18 protein-coding genes are annotated in these 23,708 nt (G+C 64.3%); 8 read left to right on the forward strand and 10 right to left on the reverse strand.

The window, feature by feature from the left end:
* Positions 1-3: 3 nt before the first annotated feature.
* The gene (locus tag QXZ85_RS29700) at positions 4-609 is read right to left on the reverse strand and encodes a DUF2147 domain-containing protein (protein ID WP_316175402.1); all 606 of its coding nucleotides are present in this window, start codon (positions 607-609) and stop codon (positions 4-6) included.
* 101 nt (positions 610-710) lie between these two features.
* Between QXZ85_RS29700 and hpnO the strand changes: the two genes are divergently transcribed.
* Positions 711-2,102, forward strand: coding sequence for an aminobacteriohopanetriol synthase HpnO (hpnO, locus tag QXZ85_RS29705; protein WP_315706184.1), 1,392 nt, complete (start codon positions 711-713; stop codon positions 2,100-2,102).
* Positions 2,103-2,281: 179 nt separating this feature from the next.
* Here hpnO and QXZ85_RS29710 read toward each other — a convergent pair whose 3' ends face one another.
* From QXZ85_RS29710 to QXZ85_RS29725, 4 genes are all read right to left on the reverse strand, one after another.
* Positions 2,282-3,046 (reverse strand): anti-sigma factor, encoded by a 765-nt coding sequence (locus tag QXZ85_RS29710; RefSeq protein WP_315706183.1) that lies wholly within the window; start codon positions 3,044-3,046, stop codon positions 2,282-2,284.
* The gene (locus tag QXZ85_RS29715; protein WP_315768739.1) at positions 3,043-3,597 is read right to left on the reverse strand and encodes a sigma-70 family RNA polymerase sigma factor; all 555 of its coding nucleotides are present in this window, start codon (positions 3,595-3,597) and stop codon (positions 3,043-3,045) included. The genes QXZ85_RS29710 and QXZ85_RS29715 overlap by 4 nt, the downstream gene beginning before the upstream one ends.
* A gap of 91 nt (positions 3,598-3,688) precedes the next feature.
* Positions 3,689-4,021 carry a cupredoxin family copper-binding protein gene (locus tag QXZ85_RS29720; protein WP_315706181.1) on the reverse strand — a complete coding sequence of 111 codons (333 nt, stop codon included), beginning with the start codon at positions 4,019-4,021 and terminating at the stop codon, positions 3,689-3,691.
* 24 nt (positions 4,022-4,045) lie between these two features.
* On the reverse strand, positions 4,046-4,990 hold the full coding sequence (locus tag QXZ85_RS29725; RefSeq protein WP_315706180.1) for a metallophosphoesterase family protein: 945 nt from the start codon (positions 4,988-4,990) through the stop codon (positions 4,046-4,048).
* Between the two features lie 504 nt (positions 4,991-5,494).
* Between QXZ85_RS29725 and QXZ85_RS29730 the strand changes: the two genes are divergently transcribed.
* Positions 5,495-7,231 carry an adenylate/guanylate cyclase domain-containing protein gene (locus QXZ85_RS29730; RefSeq protein ID WP_315768737.1) on the forward strand — a complete coding sequence of 579 codons (1,737 nt, stop codon included), beginning with the start codon at positions 5,495-5,497 and terminating at the stop codon, positions 7,229-7,231.
* A gap of 69 nt (positions 7,232-7,300) precedes the next feature.
* Here the strand turns inward: QXZ85_RS29730 and QXZ85_RS29735 are convergent, their stop codons facing one another.
* Both QXZ85_RS29735 and QXZ85_RS29740 read right to left on the reverse strand, forming a co-directional pair.
* Positions 7,301-8,257 (reverse strand): IS110 family transposase, encoded by a 957-nt coding sequence (locus QXZ85_RS29735; RefSeq protein WP_315701447.1) that lies wholly within the window; start codon positions 8,255-8,257, stop codon positions 7,301-7,303.
* Positions 8,258-8,509: 252 nt separating this feature from the next.
* Positions 8,510-10,129: a GMC family oxidoreductase gene (locus tag QXZ85_RS29740; RefSeq protein ID WP_315706178.1), complete on the reverse strand. Its 1,620-nt coding sequence runs from the start codon at positions 10,127-10,129 to the stop codon at positions 8,510-8,512.
* Between the two features lie 170 nt (positions 10,130-10,299).
* Here QXZ85_RS29740 and QXZ85_RS29745 point away from each other — a divergent pair, with 170 nt between their 5' ends.
* Positions 10,300-11,469, forward strand: coding sequence for a M20 aminoacylase family protein (locus tag QXZ85_RS29745; protein ID WP_315706177.1), 1,170 nt, complete (start codon positions 10,300-10,302; stop codon positions 11,467-11,469).
* Between the two features lie 101 nt (positions 11,470-11,570).
* On the opposite strand, the gene QXZ85_RS29750 is transcribed toward QXZ85_RS29745, so the two are convergent.
* From QXZ85_RS29750 to QXZ85_RS29760, 3 genes are all read right to left on the reverse strand, one after another.
* Positions 11,571-11,810: a hypothetical protein gene (locus QXZ85_RS29750; protein ID WP_315706176.1), complete on the reverse strand. Its 240-nt coding sequence runs from the start codon at positions 11,808-11,810 to the stop codon at positions 11,571-11,573.
* 373 nt (positions 11,811-12,183) lie between these two features.
* Complete coding sequence (locus QXZ85_RS29755; RefSeq protein ID WP_315762162.1) at positions 12,184-13,686, reverse strand: UdgX family uracil-DNA binding protein; 1,503 nt, start codon at positions 13,684-13,686, stop codon at positions 12,184-12,186.
* 106 nt (positions 13,687-13,792) lie between these two features.
* Positions 13,793-15,031, reverse strand: coding sequence for a putative DNA modification/repair radical SAM protein (locus tag QXZ85_RS29760; protein ID WP_315762160.1), 1,239 nt, complete (start codon positions 15,029-15,031; stop codon positions 13,793-13,795).
* 163 nt (positions 15,032-15,194) lie between these two features.
* Here QXZ85_RS29760 and QXZ85_RS29765 point away from each other — a divergent pair, with 163 nt between their 5' ends.
* The 5 genes from QXZ85_RS29765 to QXZ85_RS29785 all read left to right on the forward strand — a co-directional run bounded on the left by QXZ85_RS29765 (position 15,195) and on the right by QXZ85_RS29785 (position 23,647).
* The gene (locus QXZ85_RS29765) at positions 15,195-15,989 is read left to right on the forward strand and encodes a DNA repair protein (RefSeq protein WP_315706173.1); all 795 of its coding nucleotides are present in this window, start codon (positions 15,195-15,197) and stop codon (positions 15,987-15,989) included.
* The gene (locus QXZ85_RS29770) at positions 15,883-17,475 is read left to right on the forward strand and encodes a DNA polymerase Y family protein (protein ID WP_315706172.1); all 1,593 of its coding nucleotides are present in this window, start codon (positions 15,883-15,885) and stop codon (positions 17,473-17,475) included. The genes QXZ85_RS29765 and QXZ85_RS29770 overlap by 107 nt, the downstream gene beginning before the upstream one ends.
* Positions 17,472-20,999, forward strand: a complete 3,528-nt coding sequence (locus QXZ85_RS29775; protein WP_315762158.1) for an error-prone DNA polymerase — start codon at positions 17,472-17,474, stop codon at positions 20,997-20,999. The genes QXZ85_RS29770 and QXZ85_RS29775 overlap by 4 nt, the downstream gene beginning before the upstream one ends.
* A gap of 191 nt (positions 21,000-21,190) precedes the next feature.
* Positions 21,191-22,666, forward strand: a complete 1,476-nt coding sequence (locus QXZ85_RS29780; protein WP_316224572.1) for an FAD-dependent monooxygenase — start codon at positions 21,191-21,193, stop codon at positions 22,664-22,666.
* A 342-nt stretch (positions 22,667-23,008) separates the two neighbouring features.
* The gene (locus QXZ85_RS29785; protein ID WP_315706169.1) at positions 23,009-23,647 is read left to right on the forward strand and encodes a VOC family protein; all 639 of its coding nucleotides are present in this window, start codon (positions 23,009-23,011) and stop codon (positions 23,645-23,647) included.
* Positions 23,648-23,708 lie beyond the last annotated feature (61 nt).

Here is a 23,708-nt window from a genome sequence, read left to right on the forward strand (position 1 = left end):
GTCTTAGTGGGTGTGCTCGATTTCCGGAAGCAGACAGATATCGCCGATCTGATCGCCCGGTTTTTTGGCTGCCGTCGTCGCCGCGCCAGTGGTTTTCGGCGCCGGAGCGATCGGTTTCTGCGTACCTTTGGCCATGCTGTTGACCGGGCTCGACGGGATCGGCGGACCGACGCGCGTCCAGGTTTCGCCGCCGCACAGGAAGCCGAGCACACATCCCTGGATTTCAAGGTGGTCTTGATCAGTCGGGGTGATTGTAGAGCTGTAGAGCTGGCCGTCCTTGGCGTTGTAGACTTGGCCTTCCCACTGATCCGTGCCTGCCTTTTTCTTCATGTCGATCAGAATCGACATGCCCAGCGTCGGCCGGCTCTGCTTGGCCGGATCGGGGTTGTGGGTATCGCGGCCACCGGGTGTCTTTTCCCAGGCGACCACGCCCCACATGCTGCCATTACATTGTGCGACTCGGATGTTAGCGACGCCATCTGCCACTCGCCAGTCTCCGGTCGGATCGGCGGCCAAAGCGGACGACAGAAAGGAAGAAAATCCTACTGCGAACAGCACACCAGAACATGATATGACTGTGCGCATGAGAGATTTGGGGCGATGCAACATTGGCTGAAACCCGTGCTTGCTTTGATGGTGCGAATGGGGGCAAAACGCCGCATTGCGCGTTTTCAGTTGACGAAGCGTCCATCAACCGAAGTATGTAGCCGATGCTAAAATCCAATCTAGACGTTTCCGAGATGTTTGTGGAGCGCCAAGCGCAGCGCAGTTCCATGCATTCTCGGCATCTGAACGAGCAGTTGGTCCGCGTTCTCAAAACGATCGGATACGATGTCGGTTTCAAAAGAGGGCAGGGGCAGTACCTCTACGACCGCGAGGACGTCCGTTATCTCGATCTTTTGAGTGGATTTGGCGTTTTCGCAATCGGCCGCAATCACCCGACGCTCCGTGATGCGCTCAAGAGCGTGCTCGACAGCGACCTGCCGAACCTGGTGCAACTCGACGTTTCGACCTTGGCCGGCGTGCTCGCCGAGCGCCTGCTCGAACATGTGCCATACCTGGACAAGGTGTTCTTTGCCAATTCCGGCGCCGAGACGGTGGAAGCGGCGATCAAGATCGCGCGTGGCGCGACTGGCCGCCCCGGGATCGTCTATTGCAGCCATTCCTATCACGGTCTGACCTATGGCGCGCTGTCGCTGACGGACGATTCGAACTTCCGCGCGGGTTTTGAGCCGTTGCTGCCGGGCTGCACCGCGATCCCTTTCAACGATCTCGCAGCACTCGAGCAGGCGCTGTCGTCACGCGAGATCGCGGCCTTCATCGTGGAGCCGATCCAGGGCAAGGGCGTCAATATGCCCACCGACGAGTTCCTGCCCGGGGCTGCGGCGCTCTGCAAAAAATACGGCACGATCTTCATCGCCGACGAGATCCAGACCGGCATGGGCCGCACCGGCCGGTTCCTTGCCGTGGAACACTGGAATGTCGAGCCCGATATGGTGCTGCTGTCCAAGGCGCTGTCGGGCGGGCACGTCCCGGTCGGCGCGCTGCTGACGCGCAAGGCGATCTTCGACAAGATCTTCAACCGCATGGATCGCGCCCTCGTGCATGGCTCGACCTTCGCGAAGAACGACCTCGCGATGGCCGCGGGTATCGCCACACTGGAAGTGCTGAAGGCCGAGAAACTGATCGAAGCCGCCGCCAAGCGCGGCGCCGAGCTCCGTCTGGCACTGACCCGCATGGTGCCGGGTTATGAGCTGCTCAAAGAGGTGCGCGGCAAGGGCCTGATGATCGGCGTCGAGTTCGGACCGCCGAAATCGCTGCGGTTGAAGGCGTCCTGGAACGTGCTGGAAAGCGCCAACAAGGGGCTGTTCGTGCAGCTGATCACGGTGCCGCTGTTCAAGGATCACAAGATCCTGACTCAGGTTGCCGGTCACGGTCTGCACACGGTAAAGTTGTTGCCGCCACTCACCATCACCGAAGAGGATTGCGCCTGGATCGAGCGCGCCTTCGACGACGTGATCGCCCAAAGCCACAAGGTGCCCGGCGCGATCTGGTCGCTGGGCAAGACCCTGGTCGACAACGCCATCCGCAAATCGGCGTGAGGCGGATTTGATCGTAGGGTGGGCAAAAGCGCGAAGCGCTGTGCCCACCGCAGAGTCTCCTGAAACGGCGCTGTAACGTAACGGTGGGCACGCTTCGCTTTGCCCACCCTACGAATATGACCAGGATGACTTCGCCCTTGGGATGCGGCGGAGAAGCGATTTTGCTTACCCTGCGTTTTTCACCCCTCCTTATTCCCCCGCATCGCGGTCTCGAATTTCTCGCCGAACTCGTTGAGCTCGTCGGCGCCGATGTCGCTGATCGCCCAGAATTTCAGCCCGCGCTCGCCCCAGCGGCGGATGTTGAAGCCCTGAATGGTATCCATCTTCGCGGCGTGTTGCGCGGTGTCGGCGGTCTGCGCGACGAACAGGTTGATGATGTGCTGCCGACGGCGATAGATCACGGCCCCGATCGGGCGGGCATCGACATAGTCGAGCCGGCCGCCGATCAGGGTGAAGCCGAGCGCGGTCAGGTCGATCACCGGCGGAGCCACGTCGAGCTTGCCGTTGAACCAGGGCTTGACCGTATGCTGGTCGGTCGACAGCACGTCCGCGAGATGGCCGGCCTGCAGCGAGCGCAGATGGGCCGAGACGATCTCGGCCTCGATGCGCTGCTGACCGTCCTGGCGCAGCACGATGGCGACCAGCCCGGTCGCGGCCAGCGCCGACACCGCGGATCCCAGGGCAAAGCCCTTCAGCACCGAGCGGCGGTTCGGCGGCGTGGCTACCGCCGGCAGCGCATCTTCGATGCGACGGCGCAATTGCGGCGGCGCCTTGAAGCCGAGATCGGCGCGAGCGATGGCCTCCTTCATCTCTCTGATGGCCGCTAACTCGGCCGTGCAGCGTGGGCAGCCGGCGACATGGGTTTCCACCTCGCTGGCGTGGCCGGCGTCGAGCTCGCCGTCGGCGAGGGCATGGATCAGGATGTCGGCCTCCTCGCAGGTCATTCCGAAGACTCCTCTTCCGCGAGCCACGCAGTGCGCAGTATCGCGCGGGCGCGGGCAAGCCGCGACATCACCGTGCCGACCGGCACGCCGGCGCTGTCCGCGATCTCGCGATAGGACAGGTTGTTGATCTCGCGCAGCACGAAGGTCTCACGAAATGGTTCGGCGAGCCGGTCGATCAGCTTGCGGATCGCCGAGGCGTCGCGCTCGCGCAGGACGGTGCCTTCCGGCGTCTCCTGGGCTTCGTGCCAGAGCGGCGGCTTGTCCTCGGCTTCCGGCGCGTCGTCGATCGCCTGGATCTTCGCACTGCTGCGGCGGGTGAATTCGGTGTGGCAGACATTGCGCAGGATCGCAAACAGCCAAGGTTTCATCGCCGGGCCGCGATAGGTGTCGAAATGCTTGAAGGCGCGCAGGTAGCATTCCTGCACGGCATCCTCCGCATCCGTCGGATCGCGCAACAAATAGCGCGCCAGCGTATAGACGTCGTCGAGATAGGGCAGCGCCAGCTCGCGGAAGCGCCGGTTACGCGCGGCATCGTCGGTGTTCAGCGGCATCGTCTGCGGACCGGCTTTTGGGGAAGCGGGAGACGCCTGGCCGGAGGCGAGCCTCCGGCCAGGGAATATGCTGATGCCCTGGTTTGGCGCGCTACTCAACCCTGATCAGCCCGGTCATGTGCGGGTGCAGCGAGCAGAAATATTTGTAGTCGCCGGCCGCGGTGAAAGTGAAGGAGAAGCTGTCGTCGCTGTCCAGCGCCTTGGAGCGGAACTTTCCTGCGGATACCACCGTGTGCGGGATGTCGTCATGGTTGGTCCAGGTCACGGTGTCGCCGAGTTTCACGGTCAGCTCGGGCGGATTGAACGTGAAATTGTCGATCACTACCGCAGCCGTCTGGGCGTTCGCCTTGCGGGTTTCCGATGGCAACAAAATAGCGACCGCGGTGAGACGCACGCCGCGGAGGAGAACATCGCGTCGGTTCATGGGAAGGTCCTTCAGCCGTGTTCTTCAGCCCTGCAGCGGCGTGTCGATAATGGCGAGCCGTTCGTCGCCGAGCTTGAAATTGATGCTGGCGATGCCGAGCAGGCTGCGCAGCCTGGCATCCTCCACCTTCATCGGGCCGGGCGAGGGCGCCGTGCCGGGCGCCGGCTGCGGGAAGGCGGTGGAGCGCGCGGTGTGGAAGGTGACGTTGCCTTCGACCTTCTGCATCACTTGGTGAATATGGCCGTTGAGCACGGTGACCGAGCCGAAGCCCTTCAGATAATCGAGCGCCCGCGCGCCGTCCTCGGTGCCCCAGCCCCATTGCGGATAGACGGTCCACAGTGGGATATGCGCGAACACGACGATCGGCGTCGATTTCGAACGGCCCTTCAGATCGCCCTCGAGCCATTCGAGTTGCTCGGCACCGAGATTGCCGAGGCCACCGGCCTTGAGGTCGACGACATTGACGAGACCGATGAAATGAACGCCGCTGGCGTCGAAGGAGTACCAGCCCGCGCCGCGCGTCCCCTTGCCGTAACGTTCCTTGTAGAGCTTGACCTCCTCGTCGAGGAAATCATGCTCGCCCGGCACATAATGCACGTCGAGCCTGGCCTGCGAGATGATGCGGTCGGCGTCGTCGAACTCGGACGCCTTGGACAGATGCGAGATGTCGCCGGTGTGGATCATGAAGGAGGGCTTGACCGGTATCGCGCCGACTTTCTGGATCGCTTCCTCCAGCGTGCCCAGTGCATTCGGATTGGCGGGTTTGTCGAAGCCGACATGGCTGTCGCTGATCTGCAGGAAGGTAAGGGGGGAGGCCTGTTGGGCGGCTTTGGCCGCATCGACCAGTCCAAGCGAGCGCGGCACGCCTCCCGCGATGGTCCAGAGCACGCCGGTACCGGCCCAGGTCATGCATTCCAGCACTTTGCGGCGGTTGACGCCGCTTTCCTCGTCGTGATCGTGATGGCTCATCGCGCTCTCCTTCGGCCCAGCATTGGGCTAGCGGGTGAGGAGATCGGTCGGAGAGCTGCTTTATTCCCGCCCGGCTGCTTTGAGCCGCGGATGACGTGCTTGTGAGGTAACGCGGACCTCAGGTCAAAGGAGGTGGGCCCGCCAGGCACATCTCGTTGACATGCCGATGATGGACGAGGTCTTTTCCCCGATCTTCTCGTCAGTCTGCCGGCTTCCCGCCTGTCGTGCAATTGTCAGCCGATTGTCAGCTCCGTCGGCTAAGCCTCGCGCGTTCGGAGCTCAGTATCGCGTCATGCCGCCCGTGTCGTACGGGCGGCATTGTCGTCTGGTCCAGGCTGCTGCGCTCGTTTGGCGCTGACGGGTCGGTTATCAGGGAAGCCGCGGCGAAGGCACGGTCCCAATCGATCTTCCTTAACGATCAATGAGTTGTTAGCGCTCTTCGATAGTTCGCAAACGGGTTTGCCGCGATAGGATGCGAACCTCGGAATCGGGGGGGCGCTCGTCATGTTTCGCAAATCGATCAGGCAGAAGATCATCGGCATCGCGGCCGGACTGATCATCCTCGCGGTGATCACGTCCATCCTGTCGATGGTGTTGGCCAGCAGGGTCGGCCATCTGCTCGAAGAGCTGACCGGCAGATACATTCCGGCCTACGGCCATCTGGCGCGGGTGAACATCAAGTCGCTCGAACGTTCGGTTGCGCTGCGTCGCATGATGGGCGCGCGGATGATGGAAGCCGCACCGGACCAGGCCTCCTATGCCGAGCAATTGAAGCGATTCCAGGAGCTCGATGCCGATGTTGCCCGTGAGGCCGCGGCGGCGCGTCAGCTCATCAACGCGATCATCGAGGATCCCAGCACGCCATCGGACAACGCCGCGCTGGGGCGGCTGGACGCCCGGATCGAGGCGACCATGAGCGATCTGCGCCGCCGCGTGAACGAGGACAGTGCGCGGGTGATCGAGCGGCTCGACGCGCATGATTTTCCCGAGGCCGCTCGCATGATGGCGGAAGTCGACCAGTTACGGGACGAGTTCAACGGCCGGATCGACGGCATCCGCGCCGACATGCTGGGCCAGGTCGAAGCCAGCGCCGCCACCGTTGTCAGTGAACAGCGGCACGCGATCGCGATTTCGGCCGCGGTGACGGCGATCGCCTCGGTGCTGGGCTTCGTCTTCGCGATGCTGGTCGGCAGCGGCATCACCCAGCCGGTGATGCGGCTGCTCGAAGGGACGCGGGAGGTCGAAGCCGGCCGGCTCGATCAGCCGATCAGCATCACCACCAGGGACGAGATCGGCCAGCTTTCGGCCGCCTTCAACCGCATGATCGAACGTCTCAGGCAGAATCAGCAGATCAGGGAGACCTTCGGCAGGTATATCGACCCGCGGGTCGCCGAAGGATTGCTCGATCAGCCGGCACTTGCGGCAGCCGACGGTCAGCGCCGCACCATGACCGTGATGTTCTGCGACATGAAAGGGTTCACGACGCTCAGTGAAGGCGTGACGCCGCAAGGCCTCGTCAAGATCATGAACCTGTATCTGTCGACGATGTCGGAGCCGATTCACGCCCATCGCGGCATCATCGACAAATATATCGGCGACGCGATCATGGCCTATTGGGGCCCGCCCTTCGTTGAAGAGGCTGAGCAGGCAAACCTCGCCTGTCTTGCGGCGGTTGACATGGTGGGACGCGTCGCCGGCCTGCGCAAGGCGCTACCCGAGCTGCTCGGCGTGCGTACGATTCCGGCCGAGTGCGACCTTCGGATCGGGATCGCGACCGGTGAGGCCCTGGTCGGCAGCATCGGCTCGGCGTTCATGATGAACTACACGGTCATGGGGGCCACCGTGAATCTGGCCTCGCGCCTGGAAGGTGCCAACAAGCTCTACGGCAGCCGCTGCCTGATCTCGGAGGCGACCGCCGAAGCGGGGGAAGCAGTGATCGAGGTCCGGGAGATCGACAGGATCGTCGTGCTCGGCCAGACCCAACCGCAGACCGTGTTCGAGATCATGGGCGCGAAAGGCGGCCTGACGCCGGAGCAGGAACTGTTGCGCGACCATTACGACGAAGGCCTCGCCGCCTACCGGGCGCAGCGCTGGGATGAGGCGCTCGCCGCTTTTACGGCCGCGCTCGAGGTGGCGCCTGGAGATGGTCCCTCGCTGGCTTTGGTCGCGCGCATCGAAGGCCTGAAGCAAAATCCGCCCGGGTCGGACTGGGACGGGGCCTGGAGGCTGGAGCGGAAATAGGGGGCTGGCGGAGCTTTTTGAGATCGTCATTCCGGGGCACGCGCGAAGGGCGGGAGCCCGGCGACTGTCTTAGCTGTCAAGCGATTGCTGGGTATATCGGGTGTTGTTTTTGACCATGGTGTTTGCGGTGACCAACAGCTTTCGGGCGATGGCAATGAGGGCGAGCTTGGCGGGCTTGCCCTGTTCTCGCAGGGCTTGGTAGGCGGCTTTCATTCGGGGATTGTGACGGCTGGCGACGAGGGCGGCCATGTAGAGCGCCGTGCGCACGCAAGGGCGGCCGCCCGAGATGGCGGCACGGGGCGGCGCATTGCCGGACTGGCTGACATGCGGCGCGAGGCCGGCCAGGCTGGCGACAGCCTTGCGATCGACGCGGCCAATCTCAGGCAGTTCGGTGATCAGCACAGTGGCCACGCGCTCGCCGATCCCGGGGATCGAGGTGAGGATCTCGAAGCTGCAGGCAAGCTGCGGATCGGCGGCGATCCGGCGGTCGAGTTCGGTCTCGATCTGGCGGCACTGGGTCGTCAGAACAGAGATGGTGGCACGGTGATTGTCCAATAGGAGTGGCTCGGCGGTTTGTTTCAGCCGTGTCTTCTCCATGGCGATCATTTCCGTGAGCTGGCGACGACGTGTGGTGAGGGCCTTGAGCGTCAGCTGCTCGGCGGATGGCAATGGGCGAATGGCGTCGGTCATGGCGAGAGCGAAGCGCGCAATCAGCCGCGCGTCCAGCCTGTCGGTCTTGGCACGGCGCCCTTCAAACTCACGGAATGCCTTGATGCGGCGCGGATTGACGAGACCGACCTCGAACCCGGCCGCGCCGAGAGCGCTGACGAGTTGCCGGGCATAGGGGCCGATCGCCTCCAGCACGACACGGCCGACGCCGGCCTGGGTCAACCGCTCGACCACGGCGGCGACGCCTTCGGCAGCGTTGGCAACCCGGAAAGTCTTGCCCGAGGGAGCAAGGCCGACATCAAGAAAGCGCTGACCGACATCGATGCCGGCCGCGAGCGCAAGAGACTGAGCTGTCATGGGGATCAGACCTGTATGCGAGCTACCGGAAATCGGCGCTCATGCGACTGTTCGATCAGACAAGGCAAGCGGAGACGCCCAAGCCGGGTTACGGTCGCCGAGGCAACCGGGAATCCAACGAGCTGTCTCTACCCGCCGCCACTATGACAGTGACACCCGGTCAGATACAGGAATCCATTTGGCCTTGCAGACGGTGGTGAAATGGATTCCGGGTCCGCCCTGCGGGCGCCCCGGAATGACGATCGAGAGAGACTACTTCGCATCCTCCAAAATCATTGCCGCGGCTTTCTCCGCGATCATCGCGGTCGGCGTGTTGGTGTTGCCCGAGGTGATGGTCGGCATGATCGAGGCGTCTGCGATCCGAAGCCCCGCGATGCCATGGAAGCGCAGACGTTCGTCGACGACGGCCATGGGATCGTCGCGGGTGCCCATCTTGGCCGTGCCCACGGGGTGGAAGATCGTGGTGCCGATATCGCCGGCCGCCTTCGCCAGCGACGCGTCGTCGTCGCCGACGGCAGGGCCGGGGAGGAATTCGACCGGGTTGAAGCGCGCCAGCGTCTTCTGCTTCATCAGCCTGCGCGTGACGCGGATGGCGTCGGCCGCGACCTGGCGGTCTTCTTCGGTCGCCAGATAGTTCGGCGCGATCGACGGCGCCTCATCCAGCTTGGCCGAGCGGATCCGCACGGTGCCCCGCGAGGTCGGACGCAGATTGCAGGCGCTGACCGTGATCGCGGGGAAGCGGTGCAGGGGATCGCCGAACTTGTCGAGCGAGAGCGGCTGCACGTGAAACTGGATATTGGCGCGGTCGCGCGTCGAGTCCGAGCGGGTGAAGATGCCCAGCTGCGATGGCGCCATGGTGAGCGGGCCGCGGCGGCGGAGGGCGTAGTCCAGCCCCATCAGGCCGCGGCGGAATAGCGAGTAATAGGTCTCATTCAGCGTGCGGACGCCCGTGACCTTGTAGATCGCGCGCTGCTGCAGATGGTCCTGCAGGTTGCGCCCGACGCCAGGCTTGTCGAGCGTCACGTCGATCCCCAGCGGGCTGAGCCACTCCGCCGGCCCGATGCCGGAGCGGTGCAGCACCTGGACCGACCCGATCGCGCCGGCGCTGAGGATGACTTCTCCTCGCGTGCGTGCCTCGATCGTCTCGCCGTTCTGGATGAAGCGCACGCCGACCGCGCGTCCGTTCTCGACGATCAGCTGCTCGACCAGCACATGCGTCTCCAGCCGCAAATTGGGACGGCTCAGTGCCGGCTTGAGGAAGCCCCGTGCTGACGACCAGCGCCGCCCGCGCTTCTGGTTGACATGGAAATAGCTGACGCCCTCGTTGTCGCCGGTATTGAAATCAGGAATCCGGCGGATGCCCATCTCCTCCGCGGCGTCGCCGACCGCGTCAAGGACGGCCCAGGACAGGCGCGGAGCCTCGATCCGCCAGCCGCCGCCGGTGCCATGGTGTTCGCTTTCGCCGAGGAAGTGGTCCTCCAGCCGCCGGAATACCGGCAGTACGTCCTGATAGGACCAGCCGGCCAGGCCGAGCTGGCGCCAATGGTCGTAATCGGCCGCCTGGCCGCGCATGGAGATCATCGCATTGATGGCGGAGCAGCCGCCGATCACCTTGCCGCGGGGATAGGCCAGCGAGCGGCCGTTGAGCCCCGGCTCCGGCTCGGTCCGGAACATCCAATCGGAGCGGGGATTGCCGATCGCAAAGAGGTAGCCGACCGGAATATGGAACCAGATCCAGTTGTCGTTGCCGCCGGCTTCCAGGATCAGGACGCGCTTGGTCGGGTCGGCCGAGAGCCGGTTCGCCAGGATGCAGCCGGCCGTGCCGGCGCCCACGACGATATAGTCGAATTGTCCCTCGAGCTGCCTTGGCATCGGCGTCCTTCCCTGGTCTGCTTGCGGCGGTTTTAGTCAGCGGGATGGCCGGGGGACAAGTCCATCTTCATGCGCATGGCCGCATTGCTCGCGGACGTCTATCGGTTGGGCGGTGTGCATCTTGCATGCTACACAGGCCTCAATGCCAACAGGGATCACGAGAATTTCCTATGCCTATCGTCAATCGCGTCGCCGATCTGCAGCCCGATATCCAGGCCTGGAGGCGGGATATCCATTCTCATCCGGAGCTGCTCTACGACGTGCATCGGACCGCGGCGTTCGTGGCCGAGCGGCTGCGCGAATTCGGCTGCGACGAGGTCGCCACGGGCCTCGGCCAGACCGGCGTGGTCGGCGTGATCAAGGGCAGGAAGCCGGGCAACGGTGAGGTGAAGGTGATCGGCTTGCGCGCCGACATGGACGCGCTGCCGATCGAGGAGGCCACCGGCCTGTCTTATGCCTCCAAGACACCCGGCAAGATGCATGCGTGCGGCCATGACGGCCACACCGCGATGCTGCTGGGCGCGGCCCGCTACCTCGCCGAGACCCGCAATTTCGCCGGCGAGGTCGCCGTGATCTTCCAGCCGGCCGAGGAGGGTGGCGGCGGCGCCCATGCCATGATCAAGGATGGCCTGATGGAGCGCTTCAAGATCGACCAGGTCTATGGAATGCACAACGGCCCCGGCATCCCGGTCGGTGCGTTTGCGATCCGGCCGGGTCCGTTGATGGCCGCGACCGACAACATCGACATCACCATCGAAGGCCATGGCGGCCACGCGGCCAAGCCGCACAACTGCATCGATTCGCTTCTGGTCGGCGCGCAGCTGGTCACGGTGTTGCAGCAGATCGTCTCGCGCAATGTCGACCCGCTGGAGTCGGCGGTGGTCTCGATGTGCGAATTCCACGCCGGCAACGCCCGCAATGTCATTCCGCAGACGGCGACTTTGCGCGGCACGGTGCGAACGCTGACGCCGAAGATCCGCGATCTCGTCGAGAAACGCGTGCGCGAGGTGGTTGCGGGCACGGCCCAGATCACCGGCGCCAAGATCAACCTCACCTATACGCGTGGCTACCCGGTGACGGTCAATCATGCCGAGCAGACCGAGATCGCGTTGCGCGCCGCCAAGGAGGTCGCGGGCGAGACCAATGTACATGAGATGCCGCCGATGATGGGCGCGGAAGATTTCTCCTACATGCTGGAGGCGCGGCCCGGTGCCTTCATCTTCATCGGCAATGGCGACTCGGCCGGGCTGCATCACCCCGCCTACAATTTCAACGACGAGGCGATCGTCTACGGCACGTCCTACTTCATCAAGCTCGTGGAGAACACGCTGGCGGCGTGAGCCGGAGCGGTCTCAAGCTCGCCATCACCTTGCGACGTCCCGTCGGCATCGTAGCGGTGCCGATGGGGTCGATCGCTTTGTCGGTCCGAGGAGTCGCGCACTCACGCCGCGTTCTTGATCTTGTCGTCCAGTTCGCCGCGCTCATGATGATGCACCAGCTGCGAGAGCGACTCCTCGTCGATGCGGTGTAGCACGTCTGCGAGCCTGTCCGAGTCGGCGGCTCCCTTCGCAAAGCCGGGGCCGTAGATCGTGCGCAGCGTGCGGATCAGGGTGTTGCCGTGCTTTCTGCTGATTTCGCCATTCTTGTCACGATGGCGGTGATCCAATCCAGGCTGTCTCATCCGTCTCTCTCCGCTGATTCGCTGCTCATGTGAAAAGGCGCCGAGACTCGCACAGTGGCTCCGCGCGGCCGTCGTGCCCGGATGCTGATGACGCGCTTACTCTGGACTGCTCGTGGCAGATCGCACGGCGGAGCTCCCGGCGAACAGCAGGCGAGCTGCATCGAAGCCAGCCTCGCCCGTGTGCCATTCGCCCTGTCCTGCGGTTCGGAATGATCCGACCCCGCGATCCGAGCACCTTGCAGGCCGTTCGGATCTGAACTGGACGATAGTTCGTGCTGGCGGCGGGGTTTTGACCCAACTCAAAGATAAAGACCGAACAGGACACGGGCCGGCGAGCTCATTCCCGGTATTTGGCTACGAAGATTTTCGACGACTACGCTGCCCGAACCGACCGCTTCATCGCATGCGCAGCGATCTGCAGGTCCTCGACGAAGCGCTGATATTCGCGCGCCTTGGCATCCGCGTCGGGCAATCGCAACAAATAGGAGGGATGGACCGTCACCATCGCCTTGACCCCGTCGGGCAGGTCCACCACATGGCCGCGGCTCTTGTTGACCGGGGTGATCTTGCCGAACACGGATTGCGCGGCGGTCGCGCCGAGCGCGACGACGAGGGCTGGGCGGATCGCGGCAAGCTCGCGCTCATACCATTGCCGGCAGGCCTTGATCTCCGGCGTCGTCGGCTTCTGATGCAGGCGGATCTTGCCGCGGGGCACGAATTTGAAATGCTTCACCGCGTTGGTGACATAGACCTTGGTGCGGTCGATACCGGCTTCGTCCAGCGCGCGGTCGAGCATCTGCCCGGCCGGGCCGACGAACGGCTGGCCCGCGAGGTCTTCCTTGTCGCCGGGCTGCTCGCCGACCAGCATGATCGGGGCGTGCGCCGGCCCTTCCCCGAACACGGTCTGGGTGGCGTTCTTCCACAGTGGGCAGGCGCGGCAAGAGGCAGCTTCTTCACGCAACGTCTCAAGAGCGGCGGCATCGGTCTCGTGCGGCTTGGATGCATGAGCCTTAGTTTCGTGAGCCTTAGTTTGAGCTTTGGGCTTGCGGGCCATCACTGTCTCCTCAACCCGTTTCTGCGCTTTGTGCGCTTCGGTGCCGGGCTCGGCGATCATCGCGCTCGCCCGCTGGGCGGCGGTTTCGATCAGCGGCTTGATCAGGGAGGCCTCGGGCAGGTTGTGCCAATATCGCTTCGGCATCTCCTTCTCCATCGCCTTCACTTTCAGCCGTGCAGGATTGAAAATGCTCGCATAATAGCGCCGCCAGACCTCCTCGAGCCGATCTTCAGACGGCGCCTCAGCTTTGCTCACGCCGGGCGTGAAGCTGACTCGGCTGCCGTCCCAATGCGCGCAGAGGTCGGGGGTGAGGATCGACCAGGGCATGTCGGCGAAGCGGCGCGCGAAGAAGGGGGCGGCGAGCTCGACGATGTGGTGCTCCGGCTCGAACCAGGCGACGTAACGCGTCTCGCGTTCCCGGCCGATCTCGCGGAAGCGGACGAAGGCGTGCATCTTGTGCTCGTCGCGGCGCACCGCCCGCGCCATCGCATTGACCTGGGCGACATCGGGATCGGTGGCGAGGGTCATGAGGTCGTGATTGGCGCGCAGGCGCCACAACAGCCGATAGAGCAGGCCGAAGCGATTGGGATCGCGATGCAGGATGGCGGATTGCGCCAATTCGACGAATGACGCCGGCACCGAGAACGTGCCCTCCGGGACCTCCGGCAGCGTCGTCTCGGCCTGATCGTCGAACAGGTCAGCCGTCGCGCCTCGCACGCGCCAGGTCACCTCCGCCGGCTTGACGTCGTTCGTCGCCAACGCCCGCGCCGCCTTGCGCCAGCCGTCGAAGTCGGTGTTGCTGTCGAGGGTGACGATGTGCATCTGTCTCCTCCCGTCATTCGAGGAGCCGAAGGCGACGAAGCAATCCAGAATCGTTGTCTGGCTCCTGGATTGCTTCGGGGCTTCGTCCCTCGCAATGACGGCTCGGTTAGAATCCAAATCCCAATTGCTGCGGCTTCGGCTGAAGCCTCGTCCGCAGCCCGGCGGCATCAAGCAGCCCGCGAGACGGACGATGGTCTGAGAGAACGATGAACGGCAGCGCCTTGTTCCGGGCCACGTGCAGTCGGGTGAGGTCGGCGAGCCGGATCGAGGTCGCGCGGCGCATGGTGAGAATGCGCTCGACCGTGCGGGTGCCGAAGCCCGGCACGCGCAACAGCTCCTCGCGGCTCGCCGTGTTGATGTCGAGCGGAAAGCGGTCGCGGTGGCGCAGCGCCCAGGCGAGCTTGGGGTCGATGTCGAGCGGCAGCATGCCTTCGCCTTCGTCGACGATTTCCTCGGCGTCGAAGCCGTAGAAGCGCATCAGCCAGTCGGCCTGGTAGAGCCGGTGCTCGCGCGCGAGGGGCGGCGCCTGCAACGGCAGCGCGCGGCTGGCATCCGGGATCGGACTGAAGGCGGAATAGTAGACACGCCTCAGCTTGTAGGCGCCGTAGAGATTGGCCGAGGTCGCCAGGATGGTGCGGTCGTCAGCGCTGTCGGCGCCGACGATCATCTGCGTGCTCTGGCCTGCGGGCGCAAAGCGCGGCGGCCGGGCCTTGCGGATCGCCTTTTTGGCTTCATCCGCTTCGTCGAGCTTGAGCCGGAGCCGCCCCATGGTGCGGCGGATCGCGCGCTGGTTCTTTTCCGGTGCGAGTTTGGCGAGGCTCGTCTCCAGCGGCATCTCGATATTGATGCTGAGCCTGTCGGCATATTTGCCGGCTTCCGCGATCAGCGCTTCGTCCGCTTCGGGAATCGTCTTCAGATGGATGTAGCCGCGGAAACGATGCTCCTCGCGCAATTTGCGCGCGACCGACACCACTTGCTCCATCGTGTAGTCGGGGCTGCGGATGATGCCGGAGGAGAGGAACAGGCCCTCGATGTAGTTGCGGCGATAGAAGTCGATGGTGAGCTTGACGATCTCATCCACCGTGAAGCGTGCGCGAGGGACGTTGGAGGAAGCGCGATTGACGCAATAGAGGCAATCGTAATTGCAGGCATTGGTAAGAAGGATCTTGAGCAGCGAGATGCAGCGGCCGTCGGGCGCATAGGAATGACAGATGCCCATGCCGGGCGCGGTCGAGCCGAGACCCTTGCCGTCGCTGGAATCCCGCATCTCGGTACCGCTGGAGGCGCAGGAGGCATCGTATTTGGCGGCATCGGCCAGGATCTCCAGTTTGCGTAGCAGCTCCATCGGCCTGAATCCCTTTGATTCCGTTGCGTGAATCTCGTCCGGGTCAATCCCGATTGACTCATCGCAAGGCGTTAGCTTTATATTAGAACGTATCATGAACAAAGAGGTTCGTTGCGGGTTCAACCGCAAGGACCTGTAACGGGGCGAGAAGGAGCGGCGACGCATGACCGGCGCACGCATGGACACGCTTGCGCGCCTGCGCAGCGGCATCGCCCGCCTCGAGGCGGGCGAGGGCACGCTGGAGGGGCGCCGTGTCGCGCTCGGCCATGACGAGGTCGACGCGACCTTGCAGGGCGGGCTCGCCACCGGCGCATTGCACGAAGTGTTTGCGCCGAGCGGAACGCAGGCGGCAGCCGCAACCGGCTTTGTCTTTGGGCTTGCGGCGCGCGTCTCGGCGCGGCGGCCGCTGATCTGGATCAGGCAGGATTTTGCCGAACGGGAGAGCGGCGCGCTGTCGCCATGTGGATTGGCCGAACTCGGCCTCGATCCACGCCTGCTGGTGACGGTGCGTGCGCCCGATCTCGAAACGGCGCTGCGCACAGGCGCGGATGCGCTCGCCTGCGATGCGCTCGGCGCCGTGATGATCGAGGTCTGGGGCGAGACCAAGAAGTTCGATCTCGTCGCCAGCCGCAAGCTGACGCTGGCGGCACAAGCGTCCGGCGTCGCCGGGTTGATGTTGCGGATCGCCGCCGAGCCCGTCCCTTCGACCGCCGAAACGCGCTGGATGTTGCGCACCGCGCCGTCTTTGCCCGGGGCGTCTTGGACCGCCTGGGGCGCGCCGCGCTTCGATGCCGAGCTTGTTCGCAACCGTCACGGCCAGACCGGGCGATGGATCATGGAGTGGACCTGCGATGACCAGTGTTTCAGCCAACCGGCGGCGGATCCTCAGCCTGTGGCTGCCGCGCCTGCCGATCGATCGCATCAAGCGAAAGCTGGCATCCACAAGCGCCACGCCTGATGACGGCAAGCCGAACGTCGTCGTCATCAAGGACGGCAACGCGCTTTTGATCCATTCGCTCGACGAGGCGGCGGCCCGCTGGGGCCTGACGCATGGCCTGCCGCTCGCCAATGCCCGCGCCATCTGTCCGGACCTCCTGGTGCACGAAGCCGATACCGCGGCGGATACCAAGACGCTGGAGGACATCGCCGATTGGTGCGACCGCTTCACGCCGCTGGTGGCGCTCGACCCGCCGCATGGTCTGGCGCTCGATGTTACCGGCTGCGCCCATCTGTTCGGCGGTGAGGCCATGCTGATGAAGCTCTTGTGCGACGCGCTGACCGCGCGCGGCTTCACCGTGTCGGCTGCGATCGCGTCGAATGCGATCTGTGCGCGCACCTTGAACCACCATGTCCACGGCCGCATCGTGCTTGACGGTGAGGAGGCGGCTGTCGTCAGTCCGTTGCCGGTGGTGGCACTCGGCGCCGGCGAGGCGATCACGCTGGGGCTGCGCCGCGCGGGGTTGAAGACCATCGGCGATGTCGCATCCCGCGGCCGCCACGAGATCACCGCGCGCTTCGGCGCGGTCTTCACGCGCGTGCTGGCCCAGGCGTTGGGCGAAGCGGATGCGCCGATCAGTCCGCGCAAGCCGCCGCCGGACTACATCGTCGAGAAGCGCTTTGCCGAACCGGTGGCGACCGACACCGTCATCGCCGCGAGCCTGTCGAGCCTCGCATCCATGCTGGTGGCTGCGATGGCGCAGCAAGGCAAGGGCGCGCGGCGGCTGGAGGCTTATTTCTTCCGCACCGACGGTGTGGTGCGCATGATCGCGGTCGATACCGGCCGGCCGGTGACGGAGATGCGCGTGATCGACCGGCTGTTTCGCGAACGGCTGGACGCCTTGAGCGATCCGCTCGATCCCGGCTTCGGCTTCGACCTGATCCGGTTGTGCGCCAGCCGCAGCGAGCTCGTGGTGCAGGAGCAGCGCGATCTCGACGCCCATGTTCATGATAATGACGAGATCGCCGCGCTGATCGATCGTATTGCTGCGCGGATCGGGGGCAAGCGCGTCATCGTGCATCTGCCTGTGGATACCCACATTCCCGAGCGCGCAAGCCTGCCGGCTCCAGCGCAGCAGCAGCTTGTTGCGGCTTCGAAGGCCGACTGGCCCGCGCGCGTCGAGGGCGAGCCGCCGCTGCGGCCCTTGCGGCTTTTTGACTGTCCTGAGGAAATTCAGGTGATCGCGCAGGTGCCGGATGGGCCGCCCGCGCGCTTCGTCTGGCGGCGTGCCGCACATGCGATCGTGCGTGCCGAAGGGCCGGAGCGGATCGCGATGGAATGGTGGCGGCCGGATGGGCAGGGGCTGACGCGCGACTATTTTCGCGTCGAGGACGAGAACGGTTTGCGGTTCTGGCTCTATCGCGACGGCCTCTACGACCGCGAGATCGAGCAGCAGCCGGGCAGAGTCGTGCAGCCCGCCTGGTACATGCACGGTCTATTCGCATGAGCATCGAATATGCCGAGATCGGCATCACCACCAATTTCTCCTTCCTGCGCGGCGGCTCCCATCCGCAGGACTATGTGCAGCAGGCCGCCATCTATGGCTTGAAGGCGATCGGGATCGCCGACCGCAACACGCTCGCCGGTATCGTCCGCGCCTATGCCGAACTCGACAATGACAAGCTCCCTTACCGGCCGAAGCTGCTCTATGGCGCGCGCATCGTCTTCACCTGCGGCACGCCAGACATCCTGGTCTATCCGCGCGATCGCGCCGCCTATGGCCGGCTGTGCCAGCTCCTGACCCGCGGCAAGCGCGGCGACGACACCGACAAGGTCGAGAAGGGCGCCTGTTATCTCGCTTTCGATGATCTCCTGGAGTTTGCCGAAGGCCAGCTCCTGGTGGTGATGCCACCACATCGCTTTGAGGAAGCCGGCTTGCGCAAGGTCCTGGTGCGCCTGCAAGAGAGCCAGGCTGAGGGCGTGTGGTTGGCGGCAAGTTTGCTCTATCGCGGCGATGACCGCCGGCGTTTGGCTCGGCTTGCGCGGCTTGCCGCCTCAGCTCACGTGCCGCTGATCGCGACCAATGACGTGCTCTATCATCATCCCGCGCGACGTCCGCTCCAGGATGTGCTGACGTGCATCCGCGAGAAGACCACGATCGAGGCGGTCGGCCGCAAGCTCGAGGCCAATGCCGAGCGTCATCTCAAGCCGGCGCAGGAGATGGCGCGGCTGTTCCGCGACCACCCGGATGCGATCGCGGAGACCGTCCGTTTTGCCGACCGCATCACCTTTTCGCTGGATCAGTTGAAGTATCAATATCCGGACGAGCCCGTGCCGCCCGGCAAGACCGCGCAGCAGCATCTGGAAGACCTGACCTGGGACGGCGCGGAAAAATATTTCGGTGACGGAATCGACGAGAAGCTGCGCGCCACCTTGAAGAAGGAGCTCGCGCTGATCGCCGAACTCAACTACGCGCATTACTTCCTCACCGTCCACGACATCGTGCGCTACGCGCGCAGCCGTGGCATCCTGTGCCAGGGTCGCGGATCTGCGGCCAATTCCGCGGTCTGCTACGTACTCGGCGTGACCTCGGTCGATCCCACCAAAGTCGATCTGTTGTTCGAGCGCTTCATCTCCAAGGAGCGGCTGGAGCCGCCTGACATCGACGTCGATTTCGAGCATTCCCGGCGCGAGGAGGTGATGCAATATGTCTATCGCCGCTATGGCCGCCACCGCGCCGCGATCATCGCCACCGTGATCCATTATCGCCCACGCAGCGCGATCCGCGATGTCGGCAAGGCGCTGGGCTTGACGGAAGACGTCACATCGCTGCTTGCCGACACCGTGTGGGGCAGCTGGGGCGACGGGCTGTCGGAGATGCAGGTGCGGCAGGCCGGGCTCGATCCCAAAAATCCGATGGTCGGCCTTGCGGTCGAGCTCGCCGCCGAGCTGATCGAATTTCCCCGGCATCTCTCCCAGCATGTCGGCGGCTATGTGCTGACCCAGGACCGGCTCGACAGCTACGTGCCGATCGGCAATGCCGCGATGGAGGACCGCACTTTCATCGAATGGGACAAAGACGATGTCGACGCGCTGAGCATGATGAAGGTCGACGTGCTGGCGCTTGGCATGCTGACCTGCATCCGCAAGAGCTTTGACCTGATCGAGCGGCACAAGGGCGAACGCCACGAGCTTGCGACCGTGCCGCGCGAGTTGCCGGCGGTCTACGACATGCTGTGCAAGGGCGAGTCGCTTGGCGTATTCCAGGTCGAGAGCCGGGCGCAGATGAACATGCTGCCGCGGCTCAAGCCGCGCAAGTTCTACGATCTCGTCATCGAGGTCGCGATCGTGCGCCCCGGGCCGATCCAGGGCGACATGGTGCATCCCTACTTGCGTCGTCGCAACGGTCTCGAAAACGTCAGCTATCCGTCGCCATCACCCGACCGAGGCCCAAAGGACGAGCTCTACAAGGTACTGCACAAGACGCTCGGCGTGCCCTTGTTCCAGGAACAGGCGATGCGGATCGCGATCGAAGCCGCGAAGTTCTCGCCCGAGGAGGCCAACGGCCTGCGCCGCTCGATGGCGACCTTTCGCAATGTCGGCACCATCGGCTCCTATGAGGACAAGATGGTGAACAGCATGATCGCGCGCGGCTACGATCCGGCCTTCGCGAAAAGCTGCTTCGACCAGATCAAGGGCTTCGGCTCTTACGGCTTTCCGGAAAGCCACGCGGCGAGCTTCGCGCAGCTTGTTTACATCTCCTCCTGGCTGAAATGCTTCCATCCCGACGCATTCTGCTGCGCGCTCCTGAACTCGCAGCCGATGGGCTTCTACGCGCCAGCGCAGATCGTCGGCGACGCCCGCAAGAACGGCGTCGAGGTGTGCGACATCGACGTGTCCTACAGTTTCGCGCAGAACACGCTGGAGGAGGGAGACGGCAAATATTGTGCCGTGCGGCTCGGCTTTCGCCAGATCGACGGCTTTTCCTGGATCGACCCGGACGAGGAGGGGGTGAAACGATCGAAGCAGCTCCAGGCATCATTCGGGGATAAGGCTCCCGCTATCTCCACGTCGCCATTCCTGGGCGATGCGCCGCAACAAAATGGCGGAGCTATTTTGCAAGGCGCATCGAACCGGGAAGCTCGAGGTTCCGGGGGCGCACTGCATGCGTCCCGGAACGACGAAGTGAACACAGCGCACAACGACAACCACGATCTCGACGACTGGGGCGAGCGCATCGTCAAGGCACGTGCGCGCCGGCCGTTCACCTCGCTGGAGGATTTCGCCCGCGACACTGGCTTGCCCAAGCGTGCGCTCCTGCTGCTCGCCGATGCCGATGCGTTCCGCTCGCTCGGGTTCGACCGCCGCGCCGCGCTATGGGCTGTCCGCCGGCTGCCGGATGACGTGCCGCTGCCCTTGTTCGAGGCTGCGGTGGCGCGCGAGCAGCCGGACGAGTGCGCAAAGCCGCTGCCGCAGATGCCGCTAGCGGAGCAGGTGGTCGCCGATTATCAGACCATCCGCCTGTCGCTGAAGGGGCATCCGATGGAATTCTTGCGGCAGCGCTTCGCGCGTGAGGGTGTGATCGCCTGTCGCGATGTCAATGATGCCAATGACAGGCGCTTCATGCGCTGCGCCGGCGTGGTGCTGGTGCGCCAGCGGCCCGGCAGCTCCAAGGGCGTCGTATTCATGACCTTGGAGGACGAGACCGGCATCGCCAACATCGTGGTGTGGCCGAAGGTGATGGAGCGCTTCCGGAAAGAAGTGATGGGCGCGCGGCTCGTGCTGGTCGAGGGCCACATCCAGAGCAGCCCCGAAAAGGTCGTACATCTTGTCGCTGAACGGCTGATCGATCGCTCCGCCGATCTGTCATTGCTCTCAGACGATCGCCTCGGCCCACAGGCCGTGCCGCATGGTCCGATGCCGGCCGAACCGCTGCAGGATGATCGCCGGCAGCATCACGACAATCCCGCCCAGAAGGTCGGCCATCCCCGCAACGTTCGCATTCTGCCGCGCTCGCGCGATTTTCATTAGCGGGGGATCGTCTCGATCGCGGCATCGCGGAGAGAAGCATCGCTCCTCCCAGCTTGATATGGGGCGTGCAAGGGGCTTGCTTCAAGCCCCGGCTCATCCCGTAGAACCGCCGCCCCTGCCACAACCCATGGGGTGACGAAATGCGTGCATCATTGTCGACGTCTGCAGCGCGCGCCGCAGAGCGGAGCGACGTGACCAATCATGCGGTGGTGATCGTCGGCGCAGGCCCGACAGGGCTGATGCTGGCGGCCGAACTGGCGCTGGCGAAGGTCGACGTCGTGATCGTCGAACGTCGCGCCAGCCAGGATATTGTTGGCTCCCGCGCAGGCGGTCTGCATGCGCGCACCATCGAGGTGCTCGATCAGCGCGGCATCGCCGATCGTTTCCTGGCACAGGGCCAGATCGCGCAGGTCGCAAGCTTCGCCTGGATCCGGCTGGACATCAGCGACTTTCCCACCCGGCATCCTTACGGGCTCGCGCTGGGGCAAAGCCATATCGAGCGCATCCTGGCCGACCGGGTCGGCGAACTCGGCGTTGAGATCCAGCGCGGACGCGAGGTGACTGCGATCGCGCAGGACGACACCGGCGTCGATATCGCGCTGGATGACGGCCGCTCGCTGCGGGCGGATTATCTTGTCGGCTGCGACGGCGGGCGTAGCCTCATTCGCAAGTCAGCCGGCATCGATTTTCCCGGGTGGGATCCGACCATCAGTTGTCTGATCGCCGAGATCGAAGTGACGAAAGAGCCGGCGTGGGGCTTACGCCGCGACGACAAGGGCATTCATTCCTTCTCGCGCCTGGAAGACGGCAAGCGCGTGCGCCTTCTCGTGACCGAGCCGCACGTCGGACAGCGTGGATACGTCAGCGAGCCCGGCTTGCGCGATCTCAGCGAGGCACTCATCGCTGTCTATGGGACAGATTACGGAATCCGCACCCCGACCTGGATCTCCAGGTTCACCGATATGACGAGGCAAGCGGCATCGTACCGGAATCGACGGGTCCTGCTGGCCGGCGACGCCGCCCATGTGCATTTTCCGGTGGGCGGGCAGGGGCTCAACGCCGGTGTGCAGGATGCGGTGAATCTCGGATGGAAGCTGGCCCAGGTGGTCAAGGGCACATCGCCGGACAGCCTGCTCGACAGCTACCACGCCGAGCGTCATCCGGTCGCGGCGCGCGTCCTGCGCAACACGATGGCGCAGACCCCGCTGCTAGGCCACGGCGACCGCATCGATGCATTGCGCGATACCGTGTCCGAATTGTTGACGATGGACGAACCGCGCAAGCGGATCGCCGGCATGATCTCCGGTCTCGACATCCGTTACGATCTCGGCGAGGGACATCCGCTCCTCGGCTGCCGCATGCCCGATCTCGATCTCGTTACCGCCAATGGATCGCTGCGGCTCTACGCTCTGTTGCACGACGCCCGGCCGGTGCTGCTCAATCTCGGTGAGCCCGCGGGTCTCGACATCACAGCCTGGGCTGACCGGGTGCGACAGATCGATGCCGCATATGCCGGTGCGTGGGAGCTTCCGGTCCTCGGCGCCGTCACTGCACCCATGGCTGTTTTGATCCGGCCCGACGGATATATCGCGTGGGTGGGAGATCGGGCCGGGCACGGGCTTGCCGATGCGCTGACCACCTGGTTCGGACCGCCGATCGCTGCATAGCGCAGCTCGCCTCTTACTCGCCAAGCTCTTGCAAGATGCGATATCTCGGCGCGCGCGAGTCCATCCGTAGCAAGCGGGGGAAAGTTTCGAATCGAATTGGGATTGTGGCGAAAATACAATTGGCTCCCGCAGGATATGCCTCATACTCATGAAAATGATTCGGGGGTGAGGCGTCAAATGATGATCCAGTGGGACAAGGTCTCGACGACCGAAATTCTATTCATCGCAGTCATGCTCGTCAGTGTCGTCGCGATCGTCGGTACCGGCCTTGAATGGGCCATGCTGCGTTAGTCGCTCCGCGACAGGCTACTGTCCGTCACCGCTGCTGGCGGTCCGGCAGACATGCTCAAGCTCGACCATCTCACCGTTATTGCTCCGAATTTGGCCGAAGGTGTCCTGCACGTTCGAAACTGCCTCAATCTCGATGTCCCGTTTGGGCAACGCCACGCCTATATGGGCACTCACAATCACCTGCTTCAGCTGGGTGACACGGTCTACCTCGAGATCGTTGCTCTCGACCCGGAGGCGGGGACGCTGAGTCGCCGACGCTGGTTCGGTCTGGATGACCTGGCCAAGGTCGAGTTGGATTGGGACGAGGGCCGGCGTTTGCGAGCCTGGGTCGCGCGAACCGATGCGATCGACGCGATCTTGGCAACCCACGGGCACATCTTTGGAGAGAAGGTCCCGCTTCCGACCGTCGACTCGTCCTTTGATTTCGCCATTCCGGACGACGGCTCTCTTCCCTTGGACGGAGCGGCGCCTTCCATTATCGATAGGCGTGGCAGGCCACGTGCGATGGCGACAATTGCCGATCTCGGTGCGCGCCTGCGATCCTTCGCTCTCGAACATCCGAACCCCGCCGCCATAGAGACGCTGTATCGTGCGCTGAAGGTGGACCGCGCGCCCGACATCGTGAGAGGTTCCAAGCTGCGGTATCGTGCGCAGATCGAAACACCGGCCGGGGTGAGGGAACTCACGTGAGCATAAGGCCGCTCAGGTCAAGAGGTTCAACGGGGCTCGGGTGAGGCCAAAGCCCGCGCAC

It is taken from the genome of Bradyrhizobium sp. SZCCHNGR1005 (assembly GCF_032489995.1).
Classification (GTDB): Bacteria; Pseudomonadota; Alphaproteobacteria; order Rhizobiales; family Xanthobacteraceae; genus Bradyrhizobium.

Excerpts from the sequence above, each read along its gene's own strand:
- QXZ85_RS29775 (WP_315762158.1), top strand. The coding sequence starts at position 17,472 with ATGAGCATCGAATATGCCGAGATCGGCATCACCACCAATTTCTCCTTC.
- QXZ85_RS29715 (WP_315768739.1), bottom strand. The coding sequence starts at position 3,597 with ATGCCGCTGAACACCGACGATGCCGCGCGTAACCGGCGCTTCCGCGAG.
- QXZ85_RS29765 (WP_315706173.1), top strand. The coding sequence starts at position 15,195 with ATGACCGGCGCACGCATGGACACGCTTGCGCGCCTGCGCAGCGGCATC.
- QXZ85_RS29745 (WP_315706177.1), top strand. The coding sequence starts at position 10,300 with ATGCCTATCGTCAATCGCGTCGCCGATCTGCAGCCCGATATCCAGGCC.
- QXZ85_RS29730 (WP_315768737.1), top strand. The coding sequence starts at position 5,495 with ATGTTTCGCAAATCGATCAGGCAGAAGATCATCGGCATCGCGGCCGGA.
- QXZ85_RS29785 (WP_315706169.1), top strand. The coding sequence starts at position 23,009 with ATGCTCAAGCTCGACCATCTCACCGTTATTGCTCCGAATTTGGCCGAA.
- QXZ85_RS29750 (WP_315706176.1), bottom strand. The coding sequence starts at position 11,810 with ATGAGACAGCCTGGATTGGATCACCGCCATCGTGACAAGAATGGCGAA.
- QXZ85_RS29720 (WP_315706181.1), bottom strand. The coding sequence starts at position 4,021 with ATGAACCGACGCGATGTTCTCCTCCGCGGCGTGCGTCTCACCGCGGTC.
- QXZ85_RS29735 (WP_315701447.1), bottom strand. The coding sequence starts at position 8,257 with ATGACAGCTCAGTCTCTTGCGCTCGCGGCCGGCATCGATGTCGGTCAG.
- QXZ85_RS29700 (WP_316175402.1), bottom strand. The coding sequence starts at position 609 with ATGTTGCATCGCCCCAAATCTCTCATGCGCACAGTCATATCATGTTCT.
- QXZ85_RS29740 (WP_315706178.1), bottom strand. The coding sequence starts at position 10,129 with ATGCCAAGGCAGCTCGAGGGACAATTCGACTATATCGTCGTGGGCGCC.
- QXZ85_RS29770 (WP_315706172.1), top strand. The coding sequence starts at position 15,883 with ATGACCAGTGTTTCAGCCAACCGGCGGCGGATCCTCAGCCTGTGGCTG.
- QXZ85_RS29755 (WP_315762162.1), bottom strand. The coding sequence starts at position 13,686 with ATGCACATCGTCACCCTCGACAGCAACACCGACTTCGACGGCTGGCGC.
- QXZ85_RS29725 (WP_315706180.1), bottom strand. The coding sequence starts at position 4,990 with ATGAGCCATCACGATCACGACGAGGAAAGCGGCGTCAACCGCCGCAAA.
- hpnO (WP_315706184.1), top strand. The coding sequence starts at position 711 with ATGCTAAAATCCAATCTAGACGTTTCCGAGATGTTTGTGGAGCGCCAA.
- QXZ85_RS29760 (WP_315762160.1), bottom strand. The coding sequence starts at position 15,031 with ATGGAGCTGCTACGCAAACTGGAGATCCTGGCCGATGCCGCCAAATAC.
- QXZ85_RS29710 (WP_315706183.1), bottom strand. The coding sequence starts at position 3,046 with ATGACCTGCGAGGAGGCCGACATCCTGATCCATGCCCTCGCCGACGGC.